Origin of the sequence: Sphingobium sp. EP60837, from assembly GCF_001658005.1 — a bacterium.
In the GTDB taxonomy this organism is placed as follows: Bacteria; Pseudomonadota; Alphaproteobacteria; order Sphingomonadales; family Sphingomonadaceae; genus Sphingobium; species Sphingobium tyrosinilyticum.
Genome location: NZ_CP015988.1, coordinates 218,138 through 242,313, shown reverse-complemented (window position 1 = coordinate 242,313; position 24,176 = coordinate 218,138). Strand labels below are relative to the sequence as shown.

Annotated in this window: 23 protein-coding genes and 1 pseudogene; 2 read left to right on the top strand and 22 right to left on the bottom strand. The window is 61.1% G+C overall.

Translation table 11 applies throughout. The annotated features are described in order from the left end of the window. Window positions 1–61: 61 nt before the first annotated feature. Window positions 62–631, bottom strand: coding sequence for a PilZ domain-containing protein (locus EP837_RS19170; RefSeq protein ID WP_066532255.1), 570 nt, complete (start codon window positions 629–631; stop codon window positions 62–64). Between the two features lie 156 nt (window positions 632–787). On the opposite strand from EP837_RS19170, the gene EP837_RS19165 reads away from it, so the two are divergent. Further along, window positions 788–1,294: a BLUF domain-containing protein gene (locus EP837_RS19165; RefSeq protein ID WP_225870680.1), complete on the top strand. Its 507-nt coding sequence runs from the start codon at window positions 788–790 to the stop codon at window positions 1,292–1,294. Window positions 1,295–1,529: 235 nt separating this feature from the next. On the opposite strand, the gene EP837_RS19160 is transcribed toward EP837_RS19165, so the two are convergent. From EP837_RS19160 to EP837_RS19145, 4 genes are all read right to left on the bottom strand, one after another. Then, entirely contained in the window at window positions 1,530–2,186 is a 657-nt protein-coding gene (locus EP837_RS19160) for an NAD-dependent dehydratase (RefSeq protein ID WP_066532254.1), read from the bottom strand. Continuing rightward, on the bottom strand, window positions 2,183–3,064 hold the full coding sequence (locus EP837_RS19155; RefSeq protein WP_066532424.1) for a Rossmann-like and DUF2520 domain-containing protein: 882 nt from the start codon (window positions 3,062–3,064) through the stop codon (window positions 2,183–2,185). The genes EP837_RS19160 and EP837_RS19155 overlap by 4 nt, the downstream gene beginning before the upstream one ends. A 119-nt stretch (window positions 3,065–3,183) precedes the next feature. Next, entirely contained in the window at window positions 3,184–3,528 is a 345-nt protein-coding gene (locus EP837_RS19150) for a hypothetical protein (protein ID WP_066532252.1), read from the bottom strand. A gap of 21 nt (window positions 3,529–3,549) precedes the next feature. Then, on the bottom strand, window positions 3,550–4,656 hold the full coding sequence (locus EP837_RS19145; RefSeq protein WP_066532246.1) for a Fic family protein: 1,107 nt from the start codon (window positions 4,654–4,656) through the stop codon (window positions 3,550–3,552). 246 nt (window positions 4,657–4,902) lie between these two features. On the opposite strand from EP837_RS19145, the gene EP837_RS19140 reads away from it, so the two are divergent. Then, the gene (locus tag EP837_RS19140) at window positions 4,903–5,097 is read left to right on the top strand and encodes a hypothetical protein (RefSeq protein WP_066532244.1); all 195 of its coding nucleotides are present in this window, start codon (window positions 4,903–4,905) and stop codon (window positions 5,095–5,097) included. A 3-nt stretch (window positions 5,098–5,100) separates the two neighbouring features. Here the strand turns inward: EP837_RS19140 and EP837_RS19135 are convergent, their stop codons facing one another. From EP837_RS19135 to EP837_RS19055, 17 genes and pseudogenes are all read right to left on the bottom strand, one after another. Further along, window positions 5,101–7,875 carry a conjugal transfer protein TraG N-terminal domain-containing protein gene (locus EP837_RS19135; RefSeq protein ID WP_066532241.1) on the bottom strand — a complete coding sequence of 925 codons (2,775 nt, stop codon included), beginning with the start codon at window positions 7,873–7,875 and terminating at the stop codon, window positions 5,101–5,103. Window positions 7,876–7,888: 13 nt separating this feature from the next. Beyond that, window positions 7,889–9,289 carry a conjugal transfer protein TraH gene (locus tag EP837_RS19130; protein ID WP_066532421.1) on the bottom strand — a complete coding sequence of 467 codons (1,401 nt, stop codon included), beginning with the start codon at window positions 9,287–9,289 and terminating at the stop codon, window positions 7,889–7,891. Window positions 9,290–9,354: 65 nt separating this feature from the next. Beyond that, on the bottom strand, window positions 9,355–10,164 hold the full coding sequence (locus EP837_RS19125) for a conjugal transfer protein TraF (RefSeq protein WP_197486429.1): 810 nt from the start codon (window positions 10,162–10,164) through the stop codon (window positions 9,355–9,357). A 30-nt stretch (window positions 10,165–10,194) separates the two neighbouring features. Next, window positions 10,195–11,064 (bottom strand): annotated as a pseudogene (locus tag EP837_RS21700) (conjugal transfer protein TraN); the annotation flags it as partial. 1,937 nt (window positions 11,065–13,001) lie between these two features. Next, complete coding sequence (trbC, locus tag EP837_RS19115; protein WP_066532237.1) at window positions 13,002–13,751, bottom strand: type-F conjugative transfer system pilin assembly protein TrbC; 750 nt, start codon at window positions 13,749–13,751, stop codon at window positions 13,002–13,004. 31 nt (window positions 13,752–13,782) lie between these two features. Continuing rightward, complete coding sequence (gene traU / locus EP837_RS19110; protein WP_197486441.1) at window positions 13,783–14,793, bottom strand: conjugal transfer pilus assembly protein TraU; 1,011 nt, start codon at window positions 14,791–14,793, stop codon at window positions 13,783–13,785. 5 nt (window positions 14,794–14,798) lie between these two features. After that, window positions 14,799–15,068, bottom strand: coding sequence for a hypothetical protein (locus tag EP837_RS19105; RefSeq protein WP_066532233.1), 270 nt, complete (start codon window positions 15,066–15,068; stop codon window positions 14,799–14,801). After that, window positions 15,068–15,724 (bottom strand): type-F conjugative transfer system protein TraW, encoded by a 657-nt coding sequence (gene traW / locus EP837_RS19100; RefSeq protein ID WP_066532231.1) that lies wholly within the window; start codon window positions 15,722–15,724, stop codon window positions 15,068–15,070. The genes EP837_RS19105 and traW overlap by 1 nt, the downstream gene beginning before the upstream one ends. Beyond that, the gene (locus tag EP837_RS19095) at window positions 15,721–16,257 is read right to left on the bottom strand and encodes a S26 family signal peptidase (protein ID WP_066532229.1); all 537 of its coding nucleotides are present in this window, start codon (window positions 16,255–16,257) and stop codon (window positions 15,721–15,723) included. The genes traW and EP837_RS19095 overlap by 4 nt, the downstream gene beginning before the upstream one ends. Next, window positions 16,238–16,888 carry a type-F conjugative transfer system protein TrbI gene (locus tag EP837_RS19090; protein ID WP_066532227.1) on the bottom strand — a complete coding sequence of 217 codons (651 nt, stop codon included), beginning with the start codon at window positions 16,886–16,888 and terminating at the stop codon, window positions 16,238–16,240. The genes EP837_RS19095 and EP837_RS19090 overlap by 20 nt, the downstream gene beginning before the upstream one ends. After that, the gene (locus tag EP837_RS19085) at window positions 16,881–17,216 is read right to left on the bottom strand and encodes a hypothetical protein (RefSeq protein ID WP_066532411.1); all 336 of its coding nucleotides are present in this window, start codon (window positions 17,214–17,216) and stop codon (window positions 16,881–16,883) included. The genes EP837_RS19090 and EP837_RS19085 overlap by 8 nt, the downstream gene beginning before the upstream one ends. 5 nt (window positions 17,217–17,221) lie before the next feature. Continuing rightward, complete coding sequence (gene traC, locus EP837_RS19080; protein WP_066532225.1) at window positions 17,222–19,804, bottom strand: type IV secretion system protein TraC; 2,583 nt, start codon at window positions 19,802–19,804, stop codon at window positions 17,222–17,224. Further along, window positions 19,804–20,640 carry a TraV family lipoprotein gene (locus tag EP837_RS19075; RefSeq protein WP_225870679.1) on the bottom strand — a complete coding sequence of 279 codons (837 nt, stop codon included), beginning with the start codon at window positions 20,638–20,640 and terminating at the stop codon, window positions 19,804–19,806. Before EP837_RS19075 ends, traC begins: the two co-directional genes overlap by 1 nt. Then, entirely contained in the window at window positions 20,637–21,506 is an 870-nt protein-coding gene (locus tag EP837_RS19070) for a DsbC family protein (RefSeq protein WP_066532217.1), read from the bottom strand. Before EP837_RS19070 ends, EP837_RS19075 begins: the two co-directional genes overlap by 4 nt. Continuing rightward, window positions 21,493–22,809, bottom strand: a complete 1,317-nt coding sequence (locus tag EP837_RS19065; RefSeq protein ID WP_066532399.1) for a TraB/VirB10 family protein — start codon at window positions 22,807–22,809, stop codon at window positions 21,493–21,495. Before EP837_RS19065 ends, EP837_RS19070 begins: the two co-directional genes overlap by 14 nt. Continuing rightward, the gene (locus EP837_RS19060; RefSeq protein WP_066532215.1) at window positions 22,809–23,612 is read right to left on the bottom strand and encodes a type-F conjugative transfer system secretin TraK; all 804 of its coding nucleotides are present in this window, start codon (window positions 23,610–23,612) and stop codon (window positions 22,809–22,811) included. Before EP837_RS19060 ends, EP837_RS19065 begins: the two co-directional genes overlap by 1 nt. After that, entirely contained in the window at window positions 23,612–24,175 is a 564-nt protein-coding gene (locus EP837_RS19055) for a type IV conjugative transfer system protein TraE (RefSeq protein WP_066532212.1), read from the bottom strand. Before EP837_RS19055 ends, EP837_RS19060 begins: the two co-directional genes overlap by 1 nt. Window position 24,176: the final 1 nt, after the last annotated feature.

Genomic DNA, 24,176 nt, shown 5'->3' with positions numbered 1-24,176 from the left:
CTCTTGCTCCTCTCCTTAGCCGCGTAACGTCATTGTAGAGATGGTTGTCAACTATGCTTTACTAAATTCCGCTTTCGAAAAATACACCCACCATCCCGCCGCTCGACCATTGCACGCGGCCCATTCGCACGCCTCGTCCACGGCTTTTCACCAGGAGCCGCGTGCCTTCTCTCAGGCCTGCCGTCTCAATCATCATGCCCTCGACGGACAGATTGCGGATCGTGCCGACCATGACGGGCGCTGAAGTAACAATCGTAGCGGGCATGTCCACTGAAATACGGGTCTCCCTGGGTGGATCATCAGGTGCGAGTTGGTTCATGAAGGTCTCATGCCCGCCAAGCCAAAGCAGCGGCTCTTCCATCAGCAAGCCGCACTGGCTGCCGTTCGTCCAGCGGACTTCCGCGGTGAGAAAATCTGTCGCATTGAAGCTGATATGCACTTCATCGCGCAAGCCCAGTGACAACGCGCTTCGGCCGCTGAGGCCTTGGCTGGAGACATTCGTGATCGACAAGCTCGCTTCTTTGATGACGGGGTAGAGCAACGCCGATTTGAACACCGTCCGCCGAGGGTGACGTCGCAGGTCTGCGCCACCCTCAGTTGTGCTGAAAGCCTCGATTTTCTGTTCGAACATTGCGGACCTCCGAATTTTGGGAGGGGCGCTAGCGCTGCGAGCCTAAGGAACGGGGACATAGGGCTGTCGTATTTTTACGACAGTCGCGCTGGGTGCCTGTTAACCAAGAATCCGTAAGAGGGAGTCCTTCGATCGGTCATCTCCTCCCCCGAAGGAATGGCCACCGGTATAGACGAGGCGCACAGAACGGTCCCCACCGTGCGCCTCGTCTTTACTCCTTTTGTACGAATGTTCTATAGCGTTCACATGTTTGAGCGATGGTTTTATATCAGCACGAGCCGCTTGGGGGCCGTGCAGGTTGATGAACAAGTACGAGATATCGTCGACGTCTCAAGACCGCGCAATCGGTTGCTAGGGGTAACGGGCGCGCTTCTGTTTACCGGCCGCCGCTTCGCGCAATATCTTGAAGGCACGCCCGCCGCCATAGCCGAGCTCAAGCAAAGCATTATTCGAGACCCTCGACATGAGGATGTTCGAACGATTGCATCTGGACCTTACGACGTCCGGCGGTTTTTAACCTGGTCTCTCGCTTATGCCGGGCCTTCGCGGTTCATTGCTAATAAGGTCGAAGATGCATTGAATGATGCACTTCAGGGTAATATCGAGAGCGTTGAACCTTTGGCTGAAGTGCTTGCTGGCTTCGCTGTCGAGGGACATGGCTGACACGAGCCGGCGCGTCGCGGACCAGACGTATGAGGAGCGCCGCGTAGCAGGGGTAGACGCTGATCCACCGCACCTCAACGCGGCTCTGACGGCTTTCAGTCTGAAATCATCACGTCCATCAACAGCTGAAGGTCAGCAGTTGGAAATATGATTTTGCCTTTTGAGCGGCAAAGAAGGGTGGGGCTTTATCCCCAGGCCGCGAACCCACACTTTGGCGAGCGACGCATGATCCGAGTTATGGGTGATGGTTCATTGCGGCACGCGCGATATCCGCCGCGCTGACGCGGTGGCTGCCGATCGCTCCGCCGATTGCCGCCTCGATGAGAAAAGCGGCTATTGTCCTTGCGGGGCTGATCCGCGCCATGGGCGGCAGGATGGGATCAGCGAGGCGCAGAACCTCGCCTAAAATATGTTCCATCGGCCGATGCTCCTTCCGTTCTCCGCCGATGAAACCGGGACGGACTATGGTCAGCGAGGGAAAGCCGAGACGTGTGACGGCGTCCTCCAACTCGCCCTTGGTCCGTGAGTACAGGAATTGTGATCGCGCGTTTGCGCCCATGGAAGACGTGAGGGCGAAGCGGCGCGCGCCGCCCTCTCGTATCCGCGTGGCGATGGCGAGAGCATAATCGAAGTCGATGGCGCGGTACGCTGCGGGCGATGGAGTCTTAGCCCTTGTCGTTCCGATCGCGCAGACGCCGCCATCAACGGCCCACCAATCGGCGGTCAACGGAAGGCTACCGGCCTCCACAATGGGATTGAGGAGCTTGGGGTGGGGCGTAAGCGGCCGGCGGGTTGGCGCTATGACTTTCGTCACCCGCTCGTTTGCCAAAGATAGAGCAAGTGCTTCGCTACCGACCAGTCCGGTTGCGCCTGCTAGCAACAGCTTCGTCATCGACCCATCTCCAGCATAGGTCGGCAGGGCGAAGGCTCTTCCCTTCCGTTCAGCCGTTGCAGCGCGTCAAGTGTCGCCAGCCCCATCGCCTGATAAGGCGGCAGGAGAGAGGGGCAGTCCTTACCTAAGGCGAAGATATGCCCGGCAATCGTCTCTTCATCGCCTCGCAGCAAAGGACCTGACAAGCCAGCCATGCCCTTGCCAAGACTGTTCTCCAGCGCGGCGCGGGCCAGCGGCGCGAGAAGCGCGGCGGGATTGTCCACACCAGCGACTGCCAGCGCCTCGCAGGAGCCGGCGATCAGCGTGACCAAGTGATTGGCGCCATGACACAGGGCAGCATGGTAGAGCGGCCGATGCTCTTCGGCGATGTCGACCGGAACGCCACCCAGATGTGCGACGATGGCATGGGCTGCTGCATTCGCCTGGCCCGTCGAGCCGGTTACAGCAAAGTGCGCCCCGATCATCTGCCGGACCTCCGCCTGCGGGTCACCGATGAAGGTCATGGCGGGATGGATGGCTGCGGTAAGCCATCCCTTGGCAACGAGTGGCGACAATATGGCAGCACCGGTGCGTCCACTGACATGGAAGACAAAGGGAGTTGCAGTCCCGCCAACGGCAGCGAGATCGAAGATGCTCTGTTCGAGCGCGTCGTCCGAAACGGCAAGGATGATGAGATCGCAGGTCTTGGCGATGTCGACCATTCGCTGCGCGGCAACGGCCCTTCCTATTAAGGCGGCCGCGCCAGAACATCGTGCAGGATCGCGGCTCCAGAGCGCAAGCGGCTCTACCGAGAGCTCGCCAAGAGCGAGTCCAAGGGCGGACGCTACCCGGCCGGAGCCGATGATCCCGATCCGTCGATAGGATGTAACGCCAGACATGATGCTCATTCCCGTGCAATAGCAAATGGCGGCCGCCTGCGTCTTGTACCATGATCGAAGCCCTTACGCCTTTCCGCCGGAGAGCTGGATGGACGCGCCCATGATTCAGTTGACCGGTTTTACCCCAAGTTCAGGCCGATCCAGCCTGTCAGCCCATCCAGCGTTTCGGCTTCTGCATAGCTGGCAGCGCGGCCGCTTTTTGCACTGACCTTGAAGCTATGATCCGCATGGTCGATGATCCGCAACGTGGCACGGTCGCCAAGAGGCAATGAGAGGCTTGAGCAGGTCCATGCTCGCCAATGTGTCGCGAGAGCCGCTGATGAAACGCTCAGGATCGGGATGCTTGCCAGATGCTGTGCGCGTTCGATCCCCGGCTTGCTCACCGAAAGGAGAGGAAGCCGAGGAACGCCAAGCCAGCGGCCGCTCCCGGCCAGCCCAGGCCGTTCGCAGAAGTTGATGCTCATCCAGCGTCGCTTCTTTTCAGTTCATTCGATATCGGCAAGAGAATAGCTGGTGCTCCTTCCGCCTGCGTCATCCCGAACGAGAATAGCCTTTTCGACAAGGTCCTGAATGTCCCGGAGCGCGGTATCAGCGGAGACTTTGGTGATCTTCGCCCATTTAGAGGAGTTCAGCTTTCCTTCAAAACCGTTGAGCAGTCGCTTTATGATGTTGCGCTGCCGGTCGTTGATTGGCGTCGTCCCAAATTTTTCCCAGAAGCGTGCCTTGTGCAGGACAGCCGACAATGTCTGTTCCGCGCCGTCGAAAGCACGTCCCAGACAATCAAGAAACCATTCCAGCCAGTCCGTGAGGTCGCCGTCACGCTTTTGCGTTGCCTCCAGCAGATCGTAATAGACATTGCGTTCCTGTCGGATCTGAGCGGACATGCTGTAGAAGCGCTGGGCAGTTTGTTCAGCCCTGGCGAGCGCCAAGTCGGCGATCGCGCGCGCAATTCGGCCATTTCCATCATCGAATGGATGAAGAGTCACGAACCAGAAATGCGCAATGCCCGCTTTAAGCACCGGATCGATACCCGTATCGGATTCTATCCATTGAACAAACCGGGCCATTTCCTCCTCTAGCCTAGCGGCTGCTGGCGCTTCATAGTGAACACGTTCCCGGCCAATCGGACCCGAGACGACCTGCATTGGACCTTTGTCGTCAGTTCGCCAAGCTCCTACAGTGATAGCGGTCATACCGCTTCTGCCAGTGGGAAACATTGCTGCGTGCCAGGCGAACAGCCGGTCTGCGGTTAGGGGCGCCGAATAGTTCTGCGTGGCGTCTAGCATCATCTCCACCACACCATCGACATGACGGTCCGCCTGCACCAGGCCGGCAATGTCCATACCCAGTCGACGCGCGATGGATGAGCGGACCTGGTCCTGATCGAGACGCTCTCCCTCTATTTCGCTGGATTTGAGAACATCTTCGGTAAGCGTAGCAAGGACCGCTTCTTCGCGCATCGCAAAGCCGAGAGCGCTCATATGTCCCACCAACCGACCCTGCCGATGTCGAACAGCGCCTAATTTGGTCGCAAGACGATCAATTGCCCATGTGAACGTGGGCCAGGAAGGACGTTCATGTAAATATGTCATATTTTCACCGCTTATTTTGCGGTGAATATAGCGCCTATTTGCCGCATGGCAATTCGCTTACACCGCGAAATGTGCGGAGATTAAGAGCGCTATTCGCCGCATCGCGCTAGAGCGTGCAGTCTCCTGATCCCCATTCGGGTGTCTCATCAATCAGGAAACGGTCGCGCTGTCACTGCTCCCGATCCGCCTAGCACATTGAAAACAAACATGAAGTGAGCTATTGGGATACGCTCGGAGGTTTGTGCGATGCTCGATGTTGAAACATACCTGATCACCAAGGACACCTTGAGTGCGCCGATCATCAGGCACGCTGAGCCGCAGCTTTCTCATAGATATGATGCTGATGATGCCAGCGAGGCGACGGTCGGTAATCTTATCGGGCACGGGATAAGCTTGCTGCTGATTTTGGGCGCCCTGCTGTACTTCTACGTCGCCCGGTGATCCTCAATCGTCTGGGGGTCGGCTTTGGAAGAACTCTCGCCCCGTCTGCCGATTGACATTGCTTTCGAGATCGCTGGCCCCTTGGATATGCCCTGCGCGCCCGGCATACGCCGCAGTCTTGTCGTTCGCGTAGGATTTCTCGCCCTCTGAAATGATTTTGGCGGCCGCTTCGGGGTCACCCAATTCGGGTCCCGTTGCTAACCCGGCGACACCTTGGGGATGGTAGCTCCTGCGCACATCGTCAAAGCCACCGGTGCTTCGATGCGGCACCTCAACAATCTCGGGTTCATGAAGGCTCCCCTGCACCTCTGCGCGGATGGCTTCCTGCTTATCGCTCATCCACCGGCTGATCATGCCATCGCGTGCCGCGCGTTGATGGTCGGTCAGCTCCGTGGCCCAGAGTTCCGGTGCATCTAGACCCGGATTGTTCATCTGTTCCTGTCGATACCACTTCGCCAGTTCCTGACTGAGATTTTCGCTGAGCTGCATCCCGTGCGTCTCAGCATAGCTCGCGTCGCGAGAAAGTTGCTGCGACAATTCTTCCAGCTTCTCAGCTGATTCCTGATAGGACCGTGCACGCGAGAGAGCATCTTCGCGGCCTAGCGACGATGAACTGGCTGTTGATGCGCGAGCGAAGGTCCCGCCCTTTTCGTATGTTCCATCCGACATTGAGGCGTTGTTGCCGGTCGAATGCTCATCGCGGACGCCACTGAACGAACTGCTGGACTCCTCGCTAGACCGCGTCTCCTTGAAACCTTGGCTGAGAAGATCATTCTGGCTCCCAGTAAGCGCGACGCTTCCACTTAGGCCCGAACTAAGCCCCGACTTACCGCCTCTGCCTCCCACGCCAAGTTGGCTGCTCAAGCTGCCGCTGACCTGTTCATTGCGATTAGTGGTCCAATCCCGCCCACGGCTCTCCGACTGCCCGAGTGCAGTCGAACTGCGCTGATCGATACCCGACGAACTGCTGCCCGATCGCCGGTCAGTCTGCTCGATCGACGTGTTCGAACTCCGCCCCACGCTCGTATCCCACCCGGATGAATGCTCCGACGACAAGCTGGAAGTGCTGCGGTCCGTATGGGTGCTGGTCAGAATGTCGTTTGCAGCCGCTCGGTATGCCTGGGCCTGCCGATGCGCCTCATGGGCCTGCTCGCGCATCTCCGACACAAAGCCGGTGTTGGCCGTCGGAGTAAACGAAAGCCGGGAGATAGCATGCGAGGTATCAATGACCTCCTGCCCATTGCCGAAGCTCGATACGATCCCGCCATTGTCATGCCGCCAGCTGGAGGCAGCGCTCCCCGCCTGATAGGAAGCTGCTGTGTTCCACTGGTCACTTTGGCGCATGTTCGACGTCTGATTGGCCCAGCTTACATTGCCGTAAGCATAGTTGCCGGTTGTTTCTTCCAGCGCCGCGGCTTCGGCCGCATTTTGCGCCGGCGCCAGCATCGACATGGACTGCCCGGCAATCGACATGGCTCCGCGCGCCAGACCCGCAGCGAGGAATGGCACGCTCATCAGCATGAACCCGGCGATGGTCGCGGTTTCCGCGTTGACCGCACCGATCCCGGCATAGGTGCCAAGCGTCATGCCGCCCTTGGCAACGGCGGTGGCGGCAGCTTCGGCTCGCGTCATACAGATCATATGCAGAATGACATAGAGCGGTCCCCAGGCTGCCAGATAAAAGAACCCCGTCGCATAGCCCTTGAGCGCCGACAGCCCGGTCTGTGGCATCAGGAAGAGCGGGAAGATGACCGGGAACATGGCGAAGAAAACAACCGTCAGCACGACGTTGAGGATCGGCACCCATGTCATCGCCTGCTGCGCGATGCTGTTATAGGTGTTTCGCGCCTGGATATCCGCACGCGTCTGCGCGAAAGCGTCGATCGCGCTGCCGCTCATGTTGGTGCGCGCCTGCATGAACGCATTAATGGCGGTATTTTGCCGCATCGTCTCGACAAAGCCGTCGCTTGATTGGGTGAAAGCCTGGTTGACGATTGGCAGATCACTGCGGAGCTTGGCCTGCGCCACCGCTTCGGAGAGCTTGGGATAGAGTTCCAGTCCCCAGATCTTCGAATTGGCTTCGATGATGGACGTCCATTGCGCATCCAGCATCGAGTAGGCTTGCCTACAGGTCACGATATAGGGTGTGACCGTGCCGCCGCTCCTCTCGAGCCATTCCTGCGACCGGGATTCCGCGTCGGAGGCGATCGCCGCCCAGAGGTTGGTGGCGTTGGCGAGATCCGTCAGCGACTTCTGATAGAGCATGATGTCGCCAAAGACGCACTGCTTCATATAATAGTCAAGATTGGCAGAAAACTCGGCATCGCGGATGTTGAAATTGCGCGTCGCGTCGAACAGACGGGCGCCGTAGATCAGGCCATTGCTGCTATAGTTGAGCGCGCTCGGGCTCACGAACACGGTTTCTGCCGTGCGGGTCAGATAATCGCCGATCTGGGTTGTGAAGCTCGCCAGCACCCCAAGCCCCAGGGGCACGTTGGCGACCGTTGCGGGCGCAAGGCTCGGATTAACCCGATCGGTCACCTTAATATCGACCGTGGGCACCATAAGGCAGAGGTAGATGGCGGTCGCCTGCAGGAACCAGTTGAGCCAGGCCTTATAGTTGAGCGTGAACGCCACTACGAGCAGCGAGTAGATGAGGCCCATCACCATGATCACGCGGATCAGGGAACGATAGCCGCCGCCTCCGGTCCAGGCGGACACCGCGTTGAAGATGTTGACGAGATATTCCCCGCCGCCGACCGTGAAGACCTCCAGCATGGTCCGCGCCTCTTTACCGGACGCCCTGGGCGCTCAGCCCACGCGAGAAATTGAGCGCTGCCGCCATTCCAGGCGACATCGTGTTTTGCAGCGTCGATTCCAGGAACACGCTCCGGTTGATCACCTGATAGGTGAGCTGGAGCTTGTTGTTGAGCTTCACCTCGCGCTGCCCGAACTTCTGCCGTGTGGCGGCGATCTGCGCCTTCCACTGCTCGGCGGTCGTCTGGTCCGCCGTCTGGTAATGGACCTTCGACTGCTCGACCCGGTCAAGCATATTATCAAGCATGGCATTGAGGATATCGACCGCTACAATTTCAGATAGCGCCTCTATTTCGCCGTCGGTCAGCGCATTATGCGCAAAGGCCTGCACGGTGAGAATCTTGTAGAGCGGGATCGTCGCCATGTTGAGCAGCTGCTTTTCCGCCGCGGTCAATGTGCCGTTGGTCCGAGCCTTGATGCTCATGTCGCTGATCATCCGCCGGATGCGCGGCCGCAGCGCCGAAGACGCCGGAACCGAGAGCCTGGTCTCCCCCACATCATAGCAATCGCTGTCATTGCATTTGAGTACCTTGACCGCTGGCGCATTGTCGGTGCCATCGAGCAGGGCGGTCACCACGGCTTCTTCGGCCGGGCCAAACATGACCACCTTACCGCCGACGCTCGAATCCGAAGACGGGCGGGTGACGATGGTGCCTACCAGCGTCATCACATATTCGGAAAAATCCTGGTCAAAGGCGCCAAATTTGGCGGACTTCTTAAGCGCCTCCCAGGTGTAATTGTGGTTTTCGCCGACGAGCTGATCCTTCATCGCGGTATCGCTGTTGCCCGCGATCGTGCTGTCCCGGCTGCCGCCATTGTTGCAGCCCTGGCGCGAGGCGGCCCAGTCGGAGAAGATGCCTTGGCTGTTCCCAACCGCTTCGCAGATGGTCGCGCGGGTCGTGTCCATCGTCGGCCAGATGCCGCCGACCAGCGCCTGCGCCGTCTCGCAGCTCGAGATGTTCATTTGATTGAGGAGCTGCGCCTTCTGGCTGAACTCGTCCATCACTTTGCCGATCTCCGGCGAAACGGAGTCGATTGCGAGTTTGAAAGCGAAGCCCAGTGCATTGTTGGCGGTCGCCTTGAGCATCGCCACGATCTCTGACGCATTGATGAAGGAGAAAGAGCCAGCAAAAAGATCAATGCCGCCGCAGCCGGCGCGAGCGCTTGGAAGCTGGAGGTTGAAGGGTGACACGCTTTTTTGCGGAAAGCGGGTCCAGACATTGCCGAGCGAATAATAGCCAGCGGACTGGCCCTGAAAGGCGGACGGGCCGGTGACGTTAGCCGCGCCGCCCGCTTCGCTGAAGAAGCTGTTCATTTCCGAAGCCACATTGGCATTGGCGACGCCAATCACCGCAAGATGGGTGGCAGCTATTATGGCGGCCGCCGATCCCGCCCCTTTGAGGAAGAGGCCGATCCGGCCGGCCTTGGTGCCCTCTGCCATCAGAAGTCGCTCCCCACCTTGGTGTTGGTCAGCATGAAGATCCGGTCCATGATCTCGTCGCCCGAGAGGATGCCAAAGCCCACCGGGATGGCGCGCTTGGTCGCGGTGTCGAACAGTACAAGCGCCGGCGTCTCATTGCCCGGTACGCCCATGCGGGACCGCTGCCCGGTATCAACGACATAGTTGGGGAAATCACGGCTGGGTCCGCCGTCCATGGATACAGCCATCACCGCCATGCGGTGGCTGTCCGCGACCGAACGCAGGATCGGCGCGAATATGTCGCAGGCGCCGCAGCTGTGCGCGTAGAAATAGAAAAGCCCGTACCGCTGGCCAAGGTTGGTCAGCACCGCATCGCGATCGGCCTTACGGTTGTCGAGCCAGGCCCGCTTGCCCACCGTGTTGACCGGGCGTTGCAAGGTATAGTCGAGGTCCGGGTTCTGCCAGAGCGCGCGCTGCCAGGTGTCCGAGAAGGTTGAGGCTCGGTCCAGCTGCTCACGCTGAAAGCGGACATAGGCGATCACATTGTCCTCGGTCGGGTCGAGGATCGCCTTGGCCTTGAGCTCATCCAGTTCCCTGGTGATCGCTGCCATGCGATCGGCCGCACTCGCCTGTGGCGCTGCCGGTGACTGTTTCTCCGGAGCCTTGGGTTTGCTGCAATAGAACCACTGGCCGAGCCGGCGTTCACCGCAGTAGAAATCATTGTCCTGCCGCTGGGTGTCGCCATGAGCACCCGCGTCCTGTGCGCGCACCGGCGCTGCGATAGGGGAGAGGGCCAGCAGCAGCATCGAGAGCGTTGCCGGGGTTTTCATGCGTGATTCTCCCGACCAGATGTCCAAAAGTCACTGACTATGCAGTTCATAATAGTCCTGTATTTTCTGTTGAATGTCGTTCATCGTCTCGACTTCGTCAGGCATCCGTGCGGCGTCCATGAAGTCGGAGTAGACGTCGGTGAAGTCCATCACCGATAGATCAAGGCGCGAGAATTCTTCGACCGTGAAGCCTTCGCACTGTTCGGATTTGGGCTTGCCGAACGGCTTGTTGATCTGCGGTCGGCCCTGCTCCTGAAGAATGCGCGAGAGCTTGCTCTCAAAACAGCAATAGGTCTTCCGCTTGGTCTTGCACACGCCAAGAACACTGCTCGAGCAATAGCTGCCCACGAAGGTGCAAAAGCCCATGCGATCCTTTACATCGAGCATCTTCTCATCGGTCGAGCAGAGGAAGGTCGTGAGGAATTGTGTGGCGACGCCGGCGAGAGCCGCGACATTGCCGCTGATCGCGCCGCTAAGCGCTGCTCCGCCGATGCCAAGCGGCAGCAGCCCGGAGACCTTGCCCGCGCAGCAATTGACGACACCGAAGATCGGCTTGTGGCAGGTGTCCCGGGTCCCGGGAAACACATGCATGTCATCGGGGTCGAAATCCTTGCCCGCCGTGTCGATCGCGTGCAGCGCCGTCAGCACATCCTTGAACTCGGTCGATGCCTCTCGGCTGATCGCTTCGCAGTCTCCGTTGATGCAATAGACATCATCGCCGCACACATATTTTGGGGGCTGCTGCACCATTGCGCCCGGTACCGGGCAGCGATAGACCTTCTCCATCATCTTGCACCCATTGGCGGACGGGGTCTCGTCTAGGCAATTATCATATTTCCAGCTGCACTGCGGGTTGCCTTGAAGGGCGCCGCAGTCATTTTGCGGATCCTGCGTAGAGCAGCTGCCGTCTGGGTTGCTGTTCGCGCCCTTAGGGCACTGCTGGTGTGAGGCGGCGGGCTGGCTTTGGGTTCGCGAGCATGTCTGGCCGGAAAGCGTGAAATCGGCGGGACAATAATAGATGGGCTGCGCAGCGACGGTCGCTGCGCATTGTGAGCCCGAAAGGACAAAGCCGGTCGGGCAGACATAGATGGGCGTCGCTGCCTGGTCTTCCGTCCTTGTGCAACTCGTGCCGCTCAGCGAATAGCCGGTTGGACAAGCATAGACCGGGGTGCCCGGCAGCGTGTCGGTCCGGGAGCAACTGGTGCCATTGAGGTGATAGCCCGTAGGGCAGGCATAGCTTACCGAGGCGGCAATTTGCTCTTTGACTTGGCAAGTGGTCCCCGAGCCGTTCCCGCCGGCCGGACAGCTATATTGGACGTTAGCCTGTTTATATTCGGATTTGACGCATGTCTGGCCGGACAAGGCGTAATCGGCAGGGCAGACATAGGTGACCGAGGCTCCGGTCACATCGTTGCGGTAACAGGCGGTGCCCTGCAGGCTGCCGCCTTGCGGGCAGGTATAGGTGACAACGCCGTTCTGCACGACGTTCGATACGCACTGATTATAGGCGGGATCGAAGTTCCAAGCGGCGCTCGGACAGGTATAGGTCGTGAGCGGCTTGTAAAGACAAAATGTATCGCCCGACGCTTTCTGCTCGCGCAGGAATTCGATACTCCCGGGTTTAGTGCCGGTGGGCGCGCATTTCTTGCCAGCGAATTCCGCCTTGCGCAGCACGCAATAGGGACCGCCGCCCCCGAACATGGTGCCTGGGTTGTAGTAATAATAAGGACAGGCATAGGTGGGCGTGGCCGAAGTCGTGTTGGTGGTGACGCACTGGCTACCCTGGACCGTTCCGCCGCTGGGGCAGCTATAGGTGGCGGTCGCCTGATAATTGGCGCTTTGGGAGCAGGTTCCGTTTTCCAAGCTGTAGCCGGTGGGGCAAGAATAGCTTTGCGTGGCGGGCTGCGTCAGCTGGCGCGAACAGGTGGTGCCATTTAGGGTCCAGCCTGGCTCACAGCTATGAGTCGCGGTGGCGGCATAGCTGAAATTGCGCGTGCAACTCGTGGCGATAAGCGAATAGCCGCTCGGACAGGAGTAGCTCGGCGATGCGCCGGTGGTGACGGTCCTCTGACAGACTGATCCGGCCAGGCTATAGCCGTTGGGGCAGCTGTACCCCGTTTGATTGGCATTCTCGCTGAGGGTTCGGCTGCACCTGCTGCCATTGAGCGTCCATCCTGCCGGGCAGCTATAGGCGCCCACATTGGCCGGCTGCGTCTGCGCACATTGCGCGCCATTCAAGGTCCAAGCTGCGTCGCAGCTATAGCTGACGCTCGCCGGAAGCGTCTCGACCATGGAGCAGGTGGTGCCGCCCAGCGTCCAACCGGGCGGGCAGCTATAGACGGTTTCCGAAGGCACCGAATTGACGACAAACCCCGTGTCGCAGGTGGCGTCGTAATAGATCTGGCTTTCTTCCGCGGGCAGGGGCTTGCACTCGCCACTGCCGCCGCTGATGCTTTCGCCGCCCAATTGGGTAGAGGGATCATTTTCGATTGCCGATGCATTGGCGGTGACGGCCTTGATCTCGTCACCGGAAAAGGTGGGACGGCTTTTGTTGGCGTCGGTCGCAATATGATAGGCTTCGCTCGATCCCTTGAGCGCGTGGGCGTCATTGGCGAGCTTGTCGGGATTGCTGAAATAATTTGCCTCGGGCAGGTCAGTCCCCTGGTAGCCCGGCACAATCATGGCTTGGGCGTTATTCTTAGGAACCCAGGCCTCATCGCTCCGCATCGCGTTGCCGAGGGACTTGCCCTCTTCGCGCGCTTGTTGTGGGGTCATCTGCGCGGGCGTGGGCACGGCGACGCCGAGCAGCACCAGGGCGATGAGCGAGGCAAGTCGCTTCATGGCCGCCCTCGCTTCATATTCGAAAGCGCCACCGCCGCGACCCGGGCGCCTGGCCCATTGCCATCGACGAAGCTTCCCAAAGCATAGCGCACCGTCACATTGCCGGTCATTCGGTCATAGGGCGGCAGCGGCGTGATGCAGTGGAAGCCCGAGCAGGGGTCAAAATTCGATGACACCGTGACATAGGTCGGCACGGCCTGCACATTGAAGGCGCGGAACAGCCGGGGATCAACGCCGATATTGGCAAAGTCGTTGGTGTCAACGACCTTGGCGAGCTCGGCGGCGAAGCGCTTCATGCTGTTGTTGGGAAAGCCGCGGAACACGACGATCCCGCGCGCCGTGGCGGTGTCGTGGACCATCTGCTTCAATGAGGCTGGCGGCATGGAGAGGCTGGCAAAGGCAATGAACTGCGGCGCTTCACCGGCTTTGCCGTTGAGATTGGCGGCGGCGCCCTTAACGATGTCGTCAAAATCTATCGCGCCATCAGGTCCCTTGGGAACATCGCTGGCTGCGATGCGACGCATATTTTCAGTGCCGCCGTGCTGCACCGCGAGCGCATCCTCGCGGAAAGCGTCGCCGCGATCCTTGACGTGATCGACGAACGCGGCCGCGTCGTCTTCAAGCCCAGCAGCCCGCCGCTTGATCGCCTGAATGTCGATGCCCTCGACCGTCTGGCCAAGCAAGGCAGAGATCCCGCCGACGCCAAGCAGCACCCCGATGCCGACGCGCACCCGGGAGGCGCTCATTGCGCGCTTTTTCCGATTAGTGGAGACGCAATCAGAAGACACAGCAATTTCTCTTTCTCCACACGAGATAGCCCATATCCTCGCCGCCGGCGGGGTAGGCGCGCCCGGCGCCGGGCGGCATGGTGGATGCGCCAATCGAGGAGCAGGCGTAGCGGCCCGACACGGTCGGGATCGGGTTCACCATCTGGAAGCGATATTGCTGCTTGCGCATGATCGGCATCACATATTTGCTGCACAGGCCCTTGGAGCCCATGGTTCCCCAGGCGAGCGCCTGCCGATGCATCTTGTAGGCAAAGCGCGAAAGCGCGAGGCGCGAGGATTGGACGTGGCCGATTGAGGACGGAATGTTCCCGTTCATAGGGTACATGGCTCCCTGGCAGCCCGCGCACCAGAACAGCGTGTCGATCGGCATCGCGGCGGTTGCGGTCACACAGTCGGCCGTGCAGGCAGCTTGCGCGATGGGATTGGCAAAGACGATGGCTTCGGGATTGATGAGGCCGGAGAGCGCGTCATCCTGCCAAAGCGGATCGACCTCGGTCATATAGGCGATGTCGAAGCTTGCCTGCTCGAAGCAGACGAAATCGGTCAGCAGCTCCATCCAATAGAGCAGCGGATAAACATACCAATGGACGTGCCATTTGGCGGTGCTCTGCGATCGTCCCCCGACCATGGAGGGACCAGCCATATAGCCCTGACCGATATCGAAGCCCGGCGCGATGCGCACACCGCCGAGGTTGGGAAAGCACCAAGGCTTCATGGTGACATCGGCGAGCCGTGCCGGTTCCCAGAAGCCGACTGAGATGCCCACGCGGGGGATCGGATCGGAGCAGGCGCAGATCGGCGAGGAGGGGTTCGACGCGTCGGGCCGATTGCCGGGCCAGATTTTGAGCCCGCCGACCGACAAGGGGAAGAGGCAGGACCAGCAGACGTCCGTGATCGGATTGACGAACTTGCCGTTGCAGGTGGGCGCTGCCTGCGCTGCTGGCGACAGGATGGATCCGAGCAGGAGCGCCGCGACGAGCAGGATGCCGCGTTGATGCAGCCGGATCACTCGGACGTCTCCCGAAGATCGAGGATGGCAGTGTCCGCCCGCTGCTTGGCGACCCAGTAGATCACGCTCTGGATCAGCGTCAGTGCGATCAGCGCTGCGGCGATGCACGGGGCGGCTTGGCCCAACAGGGCACGCAGTGGCGCTATCAGGCTGACGGCTACAGCGGTGAAGAGGCAGAGGAGCTGCCATGCCAAGCGCATGCGCCGAAGGCGGCGCGTCTCTGGCGCTGCCATCGGTGTGCGCAGCAGGTCTAGCCAAAGCGGCATTAGCTCGCCTTCTCTCTGGGAAGCGCAATCTCACTTACGCGCATGACCTTGCCCGCAGGCTTCACCACTGCCGGGACATGCTCGATGCCAAACCTGGTCGTGAGGCGCCCTTCCTGATCGAAATAGAAGCGGCGCTGGCGGCGGGTCATCTCGTCAATGGGTGACCCGGCAACAAGGATGAGCTTGGCTTGGGCGTCGCTATAGCGCGCTGTTGCCCATGCCATCTGTGCTTCATCGTCGCCGTCGATGAACACCAGCTGCTGGGCGAGGCTCACGAAATCGAGCGGATTGATGCGCTGCCCGGCGGCCGCGATGAGCTGGCCCCTCTGGTCGCGAATATCCTGCTCCAGCGTGACGGTCGGGTCAAAGTCCCATGACCGTGGCTGCTCAGTCTGTGTGATGCCATTGACCGGATGGGGCCGACGCACCTTGGCCTCTGCTCGCTTGGCGAACTGCGCATTCATCCGCGCCAGCTCGCCGGTGGCTTCCGCCCGCTTCAGCCGGGCTTCGATCGTCGCGAGCAGATCGGGTTCGATGATGGGAAAACTTTCTCCGGCTTGGCCAAAATCCTTCGCCTGTCCGCGCATCGGGCCCACCGAGAACAGCGCGCCAAGGAGCGCAGCCGCCCCAGCTATGCCTGCCAGCGTCGCCCTCATAAGATTGGAAAGCCCGTGCCGATGATCTGCCGCGAGCAGACAAAGCCGATCTCTGCATAGCGGCTATCGAAACCATCTTTGTGCGGTGTCCCGACATAGTAGCAGCCTTGCGGTATCGGCCCGGTCGCGCCGGGCGTCAGCATTTCACCCCAGCGCGTCTTTGGTTTCATGCGTGCGACTGGCCTGCCATTGATGGCGACGATGGCCCCGTCATGGCTGACAATGTCGCCGGGCATGCCATAGACGAGCTTGCCGAAGGGCTGCGCTTGCTCCCCAAAATGCCGGCGCACCAGCACCGTTTTCGGCGGGGTGAAGAAGACGTAATCGCCCCGCAGCGGGGCCGTGGCTCTGTGGATGACGAAAGCCCAGTTCGGCAGCGAGTCCGTGCTGTTGATCAACAACGCATGGGCGTCACGCCATTCGCTGATCGCCCGATAGCTGCCGAGTGCCACCAGGCTGAGCCCTAGCGCGCCCCACAGATGCCATCGCGGACGCCAACCGGTAGCGGGCATGTCACTGGCCGCTTGCGCCATCATAGCCTCCAAAAGCCGGGACTGGCGCAGAGCTGGCAGGGAGAGGGGCCAAAGCCGACGCGGCGGCATCCTCCGACGTCATCGCGAGCGGGGCAGCTGGAAGCGCCGGTGCCAGTGCTGCGGTGGGGGAGGGTGGGACGCCTGTCTGCCGGGCCAGCGCCTGCATGCCTTGAGCCGACGCCTGGCGCGGATAGGCGATGCCCGAGGCATAGACGGCCTTTTTGATGCTGTCGGTGATGTCTGGCACATTTTTGGTCAGCACCGCTTCTCCGACCATGATGATCTCGCCTTTGTCGGAGCGTCGCTGCACCTCCTTATCGAGCGCCGCCATGAAACGGCGCATCTCCCCCTCGACCTGGGGAGCCGGCGTAGCGGAACGGGCTTGCGCCTGCACATAATCGCCCACGATCGCGGAGAGCCGGGCGGAGACGATAAGGTCCTGTTTGGGCGTGACCAGCGTCTTGGTCACCCACATGCCCCAGATGGCGGTGCCCAGGATGAGCGTGCCAGCAGCGATCTGGGAGCAGCTGAGACCGGCAAACGCTGTCTGTCGGCTTTGCTGAAGCTTCGGTGCGGTAGGAGCAGCAGCAATGGGGATGTGAGGCAGGTGGAGTTGATCTTGTTCAGACATGGATATGGCTCCTGCGCGCGGTGCGGCGCGGCACGATCGAATGGCGGCGGAGAAGAAGGAGGCAGGCGAGAAGGAACAGCTGGACGCCGGCAATCAATGCGAAGAAGGCAGTCGCGCGCTCGCGATCGGCGGCCATGTAGCGCGAGGTTAGATTATGCAGCTGGTGCATCAGCCCATCGAAGCTGAAGTTGCCCAGCATCAGGAAGAAAAGGACAAGAAGGCCCCAGTTCATCAGCAGCGTGGATGTGATCGTGCCTATGACATGCAGCAGGCAATAGGCGGCGTGCCGCCAATCGAAGGACCGTGGCTGTTCGAAAGGGATCGCCATGGCCGTCACTCCGCCGCCAGGGCCAGCGGCGCCGCGCTGCCGCCGGTCCATTTGTCCGGGCTGTCGGGATAAGCGATGCGTTCGATCGCCTCCTCCATGGTGAGCCCGTCCTGCATCATTTTTTCAATCGCCGCGAAGGTCTTGGGACTCGAGGAGAAGAGGGTGGCGGAATAGGGGTCGAGCACCAGGCGACCGACCGCCAAAGTGTCGGGTCCCTTGATCATGATGTCGGAATATTCAAAGCCGTTGCGCTTTAACGACCGCAGCAAGGCGTCGGTATAATCGTCCATCTCGAAGCGATCATGCTTCTTGAAGTCGGCAATGGTTTCCGGCTTCTGCTGGAGGATCATGAACCAGTCGCTATTTTCCAGCGCAGCAATGGAACCTGCTGACTTATAATAGTCGTTGAGCGACTGGGTTGCCGTTACCAGCGACGCGCCATATTTCCGGCAGGTGCGCGCATAGGTTTCGATAAAGTCGGCCATCGCGCCGCCGCGCAACAATTGCCAGGCTTCGTCCAGGAGCAGGGCTTTGGGGACGGCGCGATCGACCTTGCGCATCATCTGCTGCGCCATGAACATGATCGCGGTCAGGACGACGCTGCGCAGTTCCTCGCGGGTGGAAAGATCCGAAAGCTCGAACACGGTCAGCTGCGCTGACAGTTCAAACGATGCCTCGCCCTCGAAAAATTTCCCATAGGTGCCCCTCGATGAGAAGGGCCGCATGGCGATGGCGAGATTGGTGGCGAGCGCATTGCCGGTCTGCTCGAGCGCCCCAATCACCGCGTCGATGGACCCATCCCGGCCTTGGACTTCCCAGACTTCATTGACGGCGCCATCGATCAGACCGCGTTCGGTGTCATTGAGGGTGTCGATGTGCCGGGCCATCTGGTTCATGATCGCCTTCAGCATCGCCATGCAGTCGAGCAGATAATCCTCGTCGCGCGCGGCGAGCTCGGCATCGATCATGCTGAAGGGATTGAGGCAAAAGCCCGACGACATGGTGAACTCGACAAAGGCGCCGCCCTGGAGCTTGGCGCTATGCTCAAAGGACCGGCCATCGTCGATCACGACCACGCGCGCGCCCGCGCCGCAGAGCGATGCGCAGAGTTCCTGAAGCGCAACCGATTTGCCCGAGCCGGATTTGCCGAACACTGCGACATTATGGTTGCCCGCGGCATTTTCGAATGGGGACCAGAAAAAGGGCTGCCCGCGCCTGCCGATCAGCAGCATATGGGGCACATGGCCGCCCAGATATTCGCCCTGGATCGGCGCCAGGTTCGCAGCGGTGCTGGTCAGCTGGGTGCGCATCCGCTTCATGCGAACGAGATCCTTGGACAGCCCGTTCGCCATCGTCATCGGCATGGCGCAGAGCAGGCCCATGATCTGGAGATAACGGTCGTCGAGCAGATCCCAGCCACAGGCGCGGTAGACGGATTTTAGGACCCGCTCATTGGCGTCGCCCTTCCCTTGCGGCGAAAAGGCGGTGACGCAATAGAAGAGTTTGACAAGCTTGCTGCCTTGCTTGAGCTCGTCATTTACCCGCGCCCACTCCTGGCTCTGCTCCTTGAGCTGAGGCAGAAATCTGGCCGATTTGCTGTCCGCAAGGCTGGTGGTGCGCATATATTTCATGCCGGCCTTGCTCGATGCGGCCTCCACATCGGGAAAATCGATGCAAAGATTGGTGGCGACGGGGCAGGGCATGCGCAGCTTGTCGGTGAACATGTCGCCGATGAGGCGGGTCATGTCCCAGGGCGCCCAGCGCTGGGGGAGGTTGCGTACAGAAAAGGAGCGGACGTCGAAGGCGTCGGGGTAGATTTCGCCGATCTCGGGCGTGCCGTCGATCTCCTTGCCGGTCGGGCGGAAGCGCTCGGTACGCAGCAGGATTTTGTCCGCCTCGATCCGCATCTCGATGTCGCGGCGGATGGATTGGTCGGCAATGCTGTCATAGGGGCTGTAGCTCACGGCATCGTCGCCGGGCGCGGTGGTGGGCGAGGTGAGATCGTCGATCCAGGCGATGAGCTTCACCGGATCCATTTTGCGGGCGGTGACGTTGATCGAGGCGAGGGCGGAGATCATCCCCTCCATCACGGCTATAATCTGCTCATTGGACACGCCCGAGGATTCCGGTGTGGAATAGGATATCGCCACGCGATGATCGCGCAGGTAAAAGGGCGCGTCGGTCGACAGCGAGGACCAGACGCCCTCGGTCAGAAATTCGACCCGGTGCTTGGCCATGCGTTCATAAACGCCGCGGGCAAGATAGCGGGGGACATTCCATCTGGAGAGATGTTCCCCCACACGCGGCGACATCCATTGGTGGAACTGGAGGCAGCCAGGCGTAGGAATGGCTTCGGAGATGAACTGCGATAGGATCTCGCCGGTGCGTTCGTCTGCGCCCACCATCGGCGCGACCTCCAGCACAAAGCCGCGCGAAGCGCTGTTGTAGAAGATGCCCGTCTTGGGATCATAGCTGCGATAGGGGAGCCAATGGGCGAGCATCGGCACGCCAATGTCCGGCCGATCCGCATCCGGCTTATCGCTATCGCCGAGCATAGTCGCCATTAGGCGCTGGAATAATCCGGGCATTACTTGTCCTCCGCAACCGCTGCTGGGAAGGAGGCTGCCTGCACGGTCGGTCGAACAGCGGCGGTTGTCGGCTGCTCGGCTGCAGATATTGTGGACTGCCCGCCCGTAGATGGCGCGACATCATCGGCCGCAGACCGCGGCGAAGGCCTCAGCCGCCCTGCCACCTCCGCCTTGGCCGCAGACCGCGGCGAAGGCCTCAGCCGCCCTGCGACCTCCGCCTTGATGGCCGCGACCGGATCGGCCTTGCGCGCCCGGGCGGCTGCGACGACAGCTGGATCGGGAAGATTGGGATCAACCTCCAAAGGCGCAGCCTCTTTGCTGGCCAGTGCTTCAGCGAGGCTCGGCATGTCCGGTGCGGCGGACATCGCATTGCGGGTCGGCGCCGCGTTATCGTCGGTCGATGTCTGCCATTCGCCTTGGGAAACGACGGCATGAACAGCGCTCGCCTCGTGCAGCCGCCCGCGCGCATCAATATGGGCAGGAAAGACGATCCGCAGCACCCGCTCATTCGAGCGGCCGGGCGTCGTGCTGACCGGGCCGCGCACCGGCTGAACAGCGGCGACCCGCACCGACGAGCTTTTTGCGGTGGGGGGTTTGGCTTCGGGCCGGTACGTCCCGGCGGGTGCCGGCGTGGCCGAGGGATCCTCGCTGATAAGGCGAAGGGCGCGATCGTCGATTACGGCGCTCGGCGCACAGATGCCGTCGGGGGCCTGACAGGCAAAGCTGCCCTTGATGTTGCCGCCAAGCCCAACGCAGCCGGACAGTGTGGTGATGGCGAAGAGGCCGGCGAGGGCCTCCGGCCAGCTAAAGGGGCGTGGCTTATTAGGGCTCATCATGACCGGCCTTCCTTGAGCCATTTCTCGAGGAAGGGCCTTGGCCGATAGCCCTCGAGCACGGCGCCATCGCTGCGCACGATCACGGGCGTGCCGTTAAGGCCATGTTTGCGCGCGAAGGCTTCATTGGCGTCGAGCCCGCTGGTGTCGCAGGCGGGACCGGCCTTGATCGGCTCGCCGGCATAGGCCGCGTGCAGCGCTTCTTCCCTGTTCTTCGCGCAGTAAACGCGGTCGGAGAGATCACGGCTGCCGAGCGAGGAGATGGGGCGCTCGATCACACGAACGTTCATCGCGCGCAGGACGCTAGAGAGCGCACGGCAATAGCTGCAGCGAAAATCCGAGAAGACGGTCACCGAAGGGGCGGCGCTATGGCCCCAGACGATCGCGCCCTCCTTGGGCAGTTCGGCGAGCGGCAGGATGCGCGGGGAGTCGGGCACGACATTGTCGGCGCGCGCAGCGCCCGCTGCTGCCTTCTGCACTTCGCCGCTGGTCGCCGCCGCGTTGGCGGACGCAGCAGCGCCCACCAACATGTCCGGGTTCATTTCGAGCAGGCGCGCCGCGGTGATGTCCTGCCGCGTTTCCATGTCATAGACGCGGCCGATGATCAGATAACGCGCTGAGCCATCCACATAGAAGAGGTTGGAGCCGGCGGTCACTTCGCACAGGCCCCGGATCTTGGTGCAATTGACGCCGCTCACCGCTGTCTTGGGGAGCCGAGCTTTCAGCAAGCCACGGACCGCGCTGCTCTCGTTGCTAACGTCAGCGGCAAGGGCGAGGCTGGCAAGGCCAACGCAGGCGGACGCGGCGATGACGACGCGCGAGGGGCGGACAAGCCCGCCGATGGGGCGAACCAGCTTAGTTGCGGACATAGACACCCTCCAGGAAGACAATCTCGACATCGATGCCGGTCGGCATCTCGATCACCGGCTGATATTGTTCGGCGCGCTCGATCAGATATTTGGACACCATGTCGCCGGTCTGGGCGACGCCCTCGCCAATGCCCCCTTCGAGAATATCGCCGGTGGAAAGCTTAGGCCGTTTGCCGTCGGTCGAGATGTTGGTGCCCTGGAAGATGCTGTTGCTGTTGGCGGAGAAGCCCCGGCCAAAGCCGCCCATCATGCCGGCGAGGAATGCCTGGGTGACCAGCGATCCTTCGCGCGACACCACGCGACCGCGCACGCCGGTCTTGCCCGCAAAGGCGATGAAACCCTTCACTTCCGAGACGGCGTAGCGGCCGCCGGGCTGTGGGCAGGTCATCTTCTGGAGCTTCACATAGACCTTCTCGCTCGAGAGATCGCCGCGCGCCGCGCCATTGACGAGGCAGCCCTCGATCTTGGTCGTGAGCAGCTTGCCGTTGGCAAAGACCGAGCGCGCGGGCCCCGTGACGCGCAGGACTACGGGCAGCGGATCGGTCTGGCTGTTGACCCCGGCGCTGGCATCAACGCCAACGATCACGCGCGCCCGCGCAAAGCTGTTGGGCGGAAGATAGTTGGGACTGTCAGTATAGACGGTATTACCCCTCTCGACCTTGGAAGCCGTCCCGCCCTCACCACCGGCGAAGCTAACCATCTTCACTTCATTGGCGCGGGTGATCGCTAGGGGCGCGCCCTTGCCTTCGATCCCGTCAGGCCGCTGATAGGCTTGCGTACCGCCAGGGCCATAAAGGGCCGTCGGCCCTGCTGCTGGCGCAGGCCGCGCTTGGGAGACTTGACGGCGCAGCTGGTCATTCTCAGCCTGATAGGCAGAGAGCACCCGCTGCCCGTCGGCCTGCATGGCCTGGTTCTGCCCTTTCAATGCCTCCACCTGCGCCGTCAGCGCATCCATGCGTTCTTGCTGGCCGCCAACCGCCTTCAGCTGATTTTCCTGGGCTTGAAACTGGTTCTCCGACATCGCCATCCACTCTTGCTGGGAGAGGTTGCGGTTCACGAGATCCTTGGTGGAGACATCGACATCCGTGACGCTGCCGGTTTCGACCTCGTCCGCCTTTTTGTCGTCGCTGAAGATCCAGAAGCAGGCTGCGATGAGGCCGACGCCCGCAACACCGGCGAGCAGGGTCATTTGCTTGCGCCGCACATCCTCATTGGCTTGAAGATCGGCCGCGACCGGGGACACGCCTTCGCTTGGCGGAATGGTGGATGTGGCTTTACGCGAAAAGAGATTGGCAAGCGCCATCATGGCCTCCCATTTTGCGATACGAGATAGGCGGTCGTGACTTTGCCTGGAGCGAGTTTGGGCTGGGCGATCGAAACGGCGAGCGCGCTGGCTGGCGCGACGGTCGCTTCATTAAGTTCAATGGGCGCTGCGCCCTTATTCTCGATGCGTAGCACCTTGCCGGTAAGGTCGGCGCCGCGATATTCCGCGATCATCTGAACCTTTAGGTCGCCTACATAGACGGGCCGCAGCGAGCGCTGGAGCATGTCATATCCGGCCGTCGCGCCGCCGGCATACATGGCCTGCATCAACTGCACGGCGGCTTCCTGGGGATCGGGGGCCCCGTCGCCGGGTGCCGCTTCGGCCGCCTTCTCGCGCGCGATGGCGGGATTGGAGACGAACAGCTGCACGGCGTCGTCGCCCCCGATGCGGCACGCGAATTTGTAGACATAGCCGCGCTTGCTGGTGCCGAAAAAGGAGAGCATCGGCCGCTTGAACCCGTCGGGCACCGAGAGATAAATGTCGCCGCGCACCGGTTCATTGACCACCGAAAAATCATCCGTGCTGTTGCCGGTCGAGATTTTGGACACGCTGGCGAATTCGTCTTCCACCAGGCTGATGCGGGTCAGGTCCTTGGCCGAAGCCTGGCAATCGACCTGCGCACTATCGGCGGCGACGATATTTTGGTCCGCCCAAGCGGACGGCGCCGCCAGCGCAGCGGCGATCAGCAACAAGGACGCGCCGATCGTCCGGTGACCGATGCATGGGCGTGGCAGCAGGGCGGCGCCCGTCGCGGCGCTGCCGAAGGCAAAATAGGACATCATCAATTCTTGGCTTCTTCTTTTTCCACGACGCCGAAGCCGATCAGCTTCAAGCTCAGGCCTGAATATTCCCAGTCGTAGCGGAACGTGCGCGGCTGCTTGGACACGACCTTGCTGCCGACGATTGTGGTGAGATCGCCGCTCACCTCCGAGTGAAGGCCGGAGGGATCGAGCTTCATCGACTGGATTGTGAAGAACTGCGCGATCGAGGACCCGCGCTGTTCCTCCACGATTTTGAGGAGATCGGCCTTGATCTTGCCGTGGACGCGCGGCGCTGTGATATCGAGCACTGCATTCATCCAATAGTCGAGATTTTGCGGGCTGCGATCCAGCGTGAGCACCACGACATCGCGCGTGATCATCTCAAGATAGTCGCGGCTGACACCGGCGCTGCTCACCGTCACTGGAGAGCTTAGTACAGGTTGCAGAACGATTTCGCGGTCGCGTGACATGCTGATGAACACCATCACGAGGGCGAGACCGCCCAGAGCGAGGCTGGTTGCTGCCAGGATGTTGCGCTGGCGCAGGATGCGCTGCCCTTGGGAATGTTGGAATGAGAGGTCCATA